Origin of the sequence: Prevotella falsenii DSM 22864 = JCM 15124 (assembly GCF_000613945.1) — a bacterium.
GTDB lineage: Bacteria > Bacteroidota > Bacteroidia > Bacteroidales > Bacteroidaceae > Prevotella > Prevotella falsenii.
This window is the reverse complement of the sequence record NZ_BAJY01000008.1, coordinates 94,246-100,327: the sequence shown is the minus strand read 5'-3', so window position 1 is coordinate 100,327 and position 6,082 is coordinate 94,246. Positions and strand designations below refer to the sequence as shown.

Annotated in this window: 9 protein-coding genes and 1 pseudogene; all 10 read right to left on the bottom strand. The window is 39.4% G+C overall.

The window, feature by feature from the left end; all coding sequences use genetic code 11:
* Nucleotides 1-220: pseudogene (locus JCM15124_RS16475) on the bottom strand (hypothetical protein); the annotation flags it as partial.
* Nucleotides 221-549: 329 nt separating this feature from the next.
* On the bottom strand, nucleotides 550-1,047 hold the full coding sequence (gene rplQ, locus JCM15124_RS04960) for a 50S ribosomal protein L17 (RefSeq protein ID WP_024998539.1): 498 nt from the start codon (nucleotides 1,045-1,047) through the stop codon (nucleotides 550-552).
* Between the two features lie 75 nt (nucleotides 1,048-1,122).
* Complete coding sequence (locus JCM15124_RS04955) at nucleotides 1,123-2,121, bottom strand: DNA-directed RNA polymerase subunit alpha (protein ID WP_024998538.1); 999 nt, start codon at nucleotides 2,119-2,121, stop codon at nucleotides 1,123-1,125.
* A 14-nt stretch (nucleotides 2,122-2,135) separates the two neighbouring features.
* The gene (rpsD, locus tag JCM15124_RS04950; RefSeq protein WP_024998537.1) at nucleotides 2,136-2,744 is read right to left on the bottom strand and encodes a 30S ribosomal protein S4; all 609 of its coding nucleotides are present in this window, start codon (nucleotides 2,742-2,744) and stop codon (nucleotides 2,136-2,138) included.
* A gap of 37 nt (nucleotides 2,745-2,781) precedes the next feature.
* Complete coding sequence (rpsK, locus tag JCM15124_RS04945; RefSeq protein ID WP_024998536.1) at nucleotides 2,782-3,171, bottom strand: 30S ribosomal protein S11; 390 nt, start codon at nucleotides 3,169-3,171, stop codon at nucleotides 2,782-2,784.
* A gap of 84 nt (nucleotides 3,172-3,255) precedes the next feature.
* Complete coding sequence (rpsM, locus tag JCM15124_RS04940) at nucleotides 3,256-3,636, bottom strand: 30S ribosomal protein S13 (RefSeq protein ID WP_024998535.1); 381 nt, start codon at nucleotides 3,634-3,636, stop codon at nucleotides 3,256-3,258.
* 94 nt (nucleotides 3,637-3,730) lie between these two features.
* Nucleotides 3,731-3,847 carry a 50S ribosomal protein L36 gene (gene rpmJ, locus JCM15124_RS14995; protein ID WP_004335771.1) on the bottom strand — a complete coding sequence of 39 codons (117 nt, stop codon included), beginning with the start codon at nucleotides 3,845-3,847 and terminating at the stop codon, nucleotides 3,731-3,733.
* A 12-nt stretch (nucleotides 3,848-3,859) separates the two neighbouring features.
* A complete protein-coding gene (gene infA / locus JCM15124_RS04930) occupies nucleotides 3,860-4,078 on the bottom strand; it encodes a translation initiation factor IF-1 (protein ID WP_004352768.1) in 219 nt (72 codons plus the stop codon).
* Nucleotides 4,079-4,277: 199 nt separating this feature from the next.
* Nucleotides 4,278-5,618, bottom strand: a complete 1,341-nt coding sequence (gene secY, locus JCM15124_RS04920) for a preprotein translocase subunit SecY (RefSeq protein WP_024998534.1) — start codon at nucleotides 5,616-5,618, stop codon at nucleotides 4,278-4,280.
* Nucleotides 5,619-5,622: 4 nt separating this feature from the next.
* Nucleotides 5,623-6,069 (bottom strand): 50S ribosomal protein L15, encoded by a 447-nt coding sequence (gene rplO, locus JCM15124_RS04915; protein WP_024998533.1) that lies wholly within the window; start codon nucleotides 6,067-6,069, stop codon nucleotides 5,623-5,625.
* Nucleotides 6,070-6,082 lie beyond the last annotated feature (13 nt).

Genomic DNA, 6,082 nt, shown 5'->3' with positions numbered 1-6,082 from the left:
AACTGATGCACACAATATGAGCAATCTCTTTTCTTGGACTTTTTCTTTGGAGTAAGGCAAAAATTTGCGACCTTTGCTCCGAGGTTAATTGTTTATACATAACAATACAAAGATAATTAATCTTAGGGAGTCCACAAAAAAGGGCTCCTTTTTTGTATTGCCGGTATCGCTCTTCGGGGCTACGCGCCCCGGCCACGGGACAAACCTGCGGTCTTTTCATAGTTTCTAATCTATGAAACGTGGCTGTTTATTGCATTTCGATTTGGAATGTACACCCCAATTTCTTTCAAATAAGAGTTTTTAGTAACTGTTACTATTTGAAACAAAAAGTAAGCCCCCTATTGGATATATGTGCATGTAACGCCGATAAATAAAGGTTTGTAGAACTTTCTATCAGTTTTTACCGGACAGCAATAATACACATTTTTATGCTGGAATTGCTGCCTATCAAATGTTCATTACGCCTAAACTTACGTTATACTAAAATAAAAAGCAGATACACCCATAAGGATATATCTGCTTACATTATAAAGATATAGTTTACAAAGTTTATTCAGCCTTTGCTTCTTCTGCAGCATTTTCTGTTGCAGGTGCTTCTGTTACAGCTGCTTCTGCTTCAACTTTCTTTGTAGAACGACGGCTACGACGTGTCTTCTTAGCTTCTGCCTTAGGAGTCTTAGCCATATTCTCATCGTAATCAACCAACTCGATAAAAGCTATTGGAGCAGCGTCACCTTTACGCAAACCAAGTTTGATAACACGAGTGTAACCACCCGGACGGTCGCCTACCTTTACTGAAATTTCCTTGAACAATTCGGTTACAGCTTCCTTATCCTGCAAATAACGGAACACAACACGACGTGAGTTGGTTGTATCGTCTTTTGCACGTGTAATAAGAGGCTCAACGAACTTCTTCAAAGCCTTAGCCTTTGCGAGGGTCGTAGTGATTCTTTTGTGCTTAATCAAAGAGATTGCCATGTTTGAAAGCATAGCACTGCGATGACTTGCAGTACGACCTAAATGGTTGAATTTTTTATTATGTCTCATTTTATTTTTCTTATTGTGAACTACTAAAATAGTTTTAATGTTGTGAACTCGCTAACAGCAAGTTCACACATTAACTTATTCTCTGTCCAATTTATACTTTGTAATATCGGTTCCAAACGTTAGATTCAGACTCTCGAGCAAATCATCAAGCTCTGAAAGCGATTTCTTACCAAAGTTGCGGAACTTCAAGAGGTCGGTCTTGTTGTACTGAACAAGATCGCCAAGTGTTTCTACATCAGCTGCCTTCAAGCAATTGAGTGCACGAACACTAAGGTTGAGGGTTGAGTCAGTAAGCTTGGTCTTAAGCAACTGACGCATATGCAATACTTCCTCATCGAACTCTTGATTGCCTTCCTGATCAGGATTTTCCAACATAATCTTTTCGTCAGAAAACAACATGAAGTGATAGATAAGGATTTTCGCAGCCTCTTTAAGTGCGTCCTTAGGGTGAATAGAACCGTCTGTTGCAACTTCAATAACAAGTTTGTCATAATCGGTCTTTTGTTCAACACGATATGGCTCAACTGAATACTTTACGTTGCGTATTGGGGTGTAGATTGAATCGATTGGGAGTACATTTACATCAGTGCAGAATTCACGATTTTCTTCAGCAGAAACGTAGCCACGTCCCTTGTTGATAGTCAAATCTATCTGCATTGAAGCTTTTGAGTCTAAATGACAAATCACCAAATCAGGATTTAACACTTCAAATCCAGTCAGATACTTACCAATATCACCTGCTTTGAATTCGGTTGAATTCTCTACGGTGATACTAACTTTCTCATTCTCGAATTCTTCTACTACTTGCTTGAATCGAACTTGCTTGAGATTCAAAATGATGTTGGTAACATCTTCCTTTACGCCAGGAACTGTAGAAAATTCATGCTCAACACCAGCTATACGGATAGTGTTGATAGCATAACCTTCTAATGACGAAAGAAGGATGCGGCGCAAAGAGTTACCAATGGTAATTCCAAAGCCAGGCTCAAGCGGACGAAATTCGAACTTTCCGAATTGGTCGTTAGCCTCCAGCATCACTACTTTATCAGGTTTTTGAAATGCTAATATCGCCATTAATTTAATGATTTTTATTGTTTAGAGTACAACTCAACGATTAACTGCTCTTTAATGTTCTCTGGAATATCCGCACGGTCCGGTTGGTGAAGGAATTTACCACTCTTGCTGTTTTCGTCCCATTCTATCCAAGGATATTTGCTGTGGTTGAAACCAGCCAAAGCTGCTTCAATTACTTCAAGAGACTTCGCTCTTTCGCGAACACCTACAATATCACCAGCCTTAACTGCGTAAGAAGCAATGTTTACAACATTACCATTTACTACAATGTGCTTGTGGCTAACCAACTGACGAGCAGCTGCACGGGTAGGTGCAAGACCAAGGCGATAAACTACGTTGTCAAGACGACTCTCAAGACTCTGCAAAAGCACCTCACCTGTAATACCACTTGCTTTAGCTGCACGATCGAACAGATTACGGAACTGACGCTCCAAAACACCGTATGTATATTTAGCCTTTTGCTTTTCAGCCAACTGAGCACCATACTCAGAAACCTTACGACGACGATTATTACCGTGCTGACCCGGAGGGAAATTTCTCTTAGCTAACACTTTATCTGCGCCGAAGATTGGCTCACCAAAGCGGCGTGCGATTCTAGATTTTGGACCTATGTATCTTGCCATAATTAAATTTGATTCTTTAAATTGTTAAAAGATGTGATTATACACGACGACGTTTTGGAGGACGACAGCCATTGTGTGGCAGTGGAGTTACATCGATAATCTCTGTAACCTGAATACCAACAGTATTGACAGCACGAATTGCACTCTCACGACCGTTACCCGGACCCTTAACATACGCCTTTACTTTACGCAAACCGAGGTCGAAAGCAACTTTAGCACAATCTTCTGCCGCCATCTGCGCAGCATAAGGTGTGTTCTTCTTTGAACCACGGAATCCCATCTTACCAGCTGAAGACCATGAAATAACCTGACCTTCGTTGTTTGTCAAAGATACAATAATATTATTAAATGAACTATGCACGTGAAGCTGACCAAGTGCATCAACTCTTACGTTTCTTTTCTTAGATGTTGCTGTTTTTTTTGCCATAATTTTCTTTTAGTCTAAAAGCTTTAAGTATTTAAGTTTATGAGCCCAATAAAAGACTCGCAACTTTCAACTCTCAACTAAATTTTACTTAGTAGCCTTCTTCTTATTAGCAACAGTCTTCTTCTTTCCCTTACGGGTGCGAGCATTATTCTTAGTACTCTGACCACGAACAGGAAGACCATTACGATGTCTAACTCCACGATAGCAACCTATATCCATGAGACGCTTAATGTTCATTTGAATCTCTGAACGGAGATCACCTTCTACTTTGAATTCAGCGCCGATAATTTCACGGATTTTAGCAGCTTGGTCATCAGACCACTCGCTAACCTTGAGGTTGCGGTCAATACCTGCTATATCCAATATCTTTGCTGAACTACTTCGACCTATACCATAGATATAAGTCAATGCGATTTCGCCACGCTTTTCTTGGGGCAAATCTACTCCAACAATTCTTATTGCCATTGATTGTAATTAATTAAAAATTTTTGTTTGCGATAAACTTTGCAAAGTTACTCATTTATTATTAAGCAACATTAAGTTTACGCTTTTTTAACTTTTAACCCTGACGTAACTTAAACTTAGGGTTTTTCTTGTTGATAACGAACAGGCGACCTTTGCGACGAACAATTTTGCAGTCAGCTGTACGTTTCTTTAATGATGCTCTTGTCTTCATTTTATGTTTTTATTATTTGTATCTGAAAACTATTCTGCCTTTTGTCAAGTCGTATGGACTCATCTCAACTTTCACCTTATCTCCAGGGAGAATCTTGATGTAGTGCATTCTCATCTTACCAGAAATATGTGCTGTAATATCAACACCATTTTCCAACTCTACACGGAACATCGCATTAGAAAGTGCTTCTAAAATTGTTCCATCTTGCTCTATAGCGGTTTGTTTTGCCATATCTTAAATACTTTGTTTGGTTAAATATTATACTTCTCCAAATGAAGATAAAATATTTATCGCTTTTGGACTTTTGCAAGTAAATGCAAAAACAAGGTGGTCAACCTTTAGCAGAATTACCCAACACAGAGATTGACCAACCACATTTGTATTTCATCTTCTCTTTAAAGAAATATTTCCCATTTTCAAAGAAAAAGATTTAATATGCTGCTACAGTACCGTTGCCTCTTGTATGACCAGAATTCAAAAGACCATCATAGTGGCGCATCATCAAATGAGACTCTATTTGTTGGAGAGTATCAATAACTACACCAACGAGAATCAATAATGAGGTTCCACCAAAAAACTGACCAAATGAATCTTGAACATTCAACAAACCTGCCAATGCCGGCATGATTGCAATGAAAGCAATGAAAATAGAACCAGGACCTGTCAATCGAGTCATTACAGAATCGATATACTCTGCAGTGTTCTTGCCAGGCTTAACACCAGGAATGAAACCGTTGTTACGCTTCATATCCTCTGCCATTTGAGTAGGATTAAGAGTAATTGCTGTATAAAAGTAAGTAAATGCAACTATTAAAAGTACATATATTGAATTATACAACAAACTCTTGGTGTTCATTAAAGATTGAAGTACAGGACTTGCACTATCAGTAGAATACTGAACGACAGCCAATGGAATAAACATCAATGCTTGAGCAAAGATGATAGGCATAACGTTGGCAGCAAACAATTTCATAGGAATGTATTGACGTGCACCACCGTACTGCTTATTTCCAACAACTTTCTTAGCATACTGTACAGGAATCTTGCGAGTTCCCTGTGTAAGAAGAATAGCTGCACACACAACTAAGTAAAGAATGATAATCTCAGCAATAAACATCACAAGACCGCCACTGGTAATCGCCGTGAAACGACTACTAACTTCTTGGAAAAAAGCTTGTGGAAGACGTGCAATGATGCCCACCATAATGATGATTGAGATACCATTTCCTACACCTTTATCAGTAATGCGCTCACCGAGCCATAGAATAAACATTGACCCAGCAGCCAAGATTATTGAGGCAGATATCATGAAGACTGTCCAGTTTACACCTGTTGCCAAAGCACCAGCTGCCTGTGTCTTCAAGTTAATCAAATACGCAGGAGCTTGGAACAATAAAATAAATATTGTCAGCACACGTGTGTACCAATTAATCTTCTTATGTCCACTCTCACCCTCACGCTGCATTTTTTGGAAATAAGGCACCGCTACAGCCAAGAGCTGCATTACGATAGAAGCTGAGATATAAGGCATAATTCCTAAAGCAAAAATAGACGCCTTAGAGAATGCACCACCAGAGAACATGTCCAACAATGACATTAGACCGCCAGCTGTTTGTGACTGGAGTTTTTCCAACAAACCTGGGTTTATTCCAGGAAGTACTATAAAAGAGCCAAAACGGTAAATGGCTGTGAACAAGATGGTCACGAGGAGTCGCTTACGCAAATCCTCGATCTTCCAACAGTTCTTCAGTGTCTCAATAAACTTTTTCATCTACTTAGATTATAGTTGTGTTACCACCTACTGCCTTAATTGCTTCTTCGGCAGTCTTTGAGAAGGCATGTGCTTCAATATCTACCTTCACCTTTAATTCTCCATTACCAAGAATCTTAACGAGTTTCTTGCTATTTGTCAAACCAGCTTCAATCAATTCAGCCAATCCAATCTTAGCAAGATTGTTCTTCTCAGCAAGTTCTTGAAGAGTAGACAAGTTTACGGCAAAGTATTCCTTATGATTGATATTCTTGAAACCACCCTTTGGAACACGGCGCTGAAGTGGCATCTGACCACCTTCAAAACCAATCTTTCTCTTATAACCAGAACGTGACTTCGCACCCTTATGACCACGGGTAGACGTACCGCCAAGTCCAGATCCTGTACCACGACCAATACGACGACGAGAGTGGGTTGAGCCCGCTGCTGGTTTCAAATTATTTAATTTCATACCTTAGTTTTCT

Coding starts and splice junctions, on each gene's coding strand:
- rplQ (WP_024998539.1), bottom strand. CDS start 1,047: ATGAGACATAATAAAAAATTCAACCATTTAGGTCGTACTGCAAGTCAT.
- JCM15124_RS04955 (WP_024998538.1), bottom strand. CDS start 2,121: ATGGCGATATTAGCATTTCAAAAACCTGATAAAGTAGTGATGCTGGAG.
- rpsD (WP_024998537.1), bottom strand. CDS start 2,744: ATGGCAAGATACATAGGTCCAAAATCTAGAATCGCACGCCGCTTTGGT.
- rpsK (WP_024998536.1), bottom strand. CDS start 3,171: ATGGCAAAAAAAACAGCAACATCTAAGAAAAGAAACGTAAGAGTTGAT.
- rpsM (WP_024998535.1), bottom strand. CDS start 3,636: ATGGCAATAAGAATTGTTGGAGTAGATTTGCCCCAAGAAAAGCGTGGC.
- rpmJ (WP_004335771.1), bottom strand. CDS start 3,847: ATGAAGACAAGAGCATCATTAAAGAAACGTACAGCTGACTGCAAAATT.
- infA (WP_004352768.1), bottom strand. CDS start 4,078: ATGGCAAAACAAACCGCTATAGAGCAAGATGGAACAATTTTAGAAGCA.
- secY (WP_024998534.1), bottom strand. CDS start 5,618: ATGAAAAAGTTTATTGAGACACTGAAGAACTGTTGGAAGATCGAGGAT.
- rplO (WP_024998533.1), bottom strand. CDS start 6,069: ATGAAATTAAATAATTTGAAACCAGCAGCGGGCTCAACCCACTCTCGT.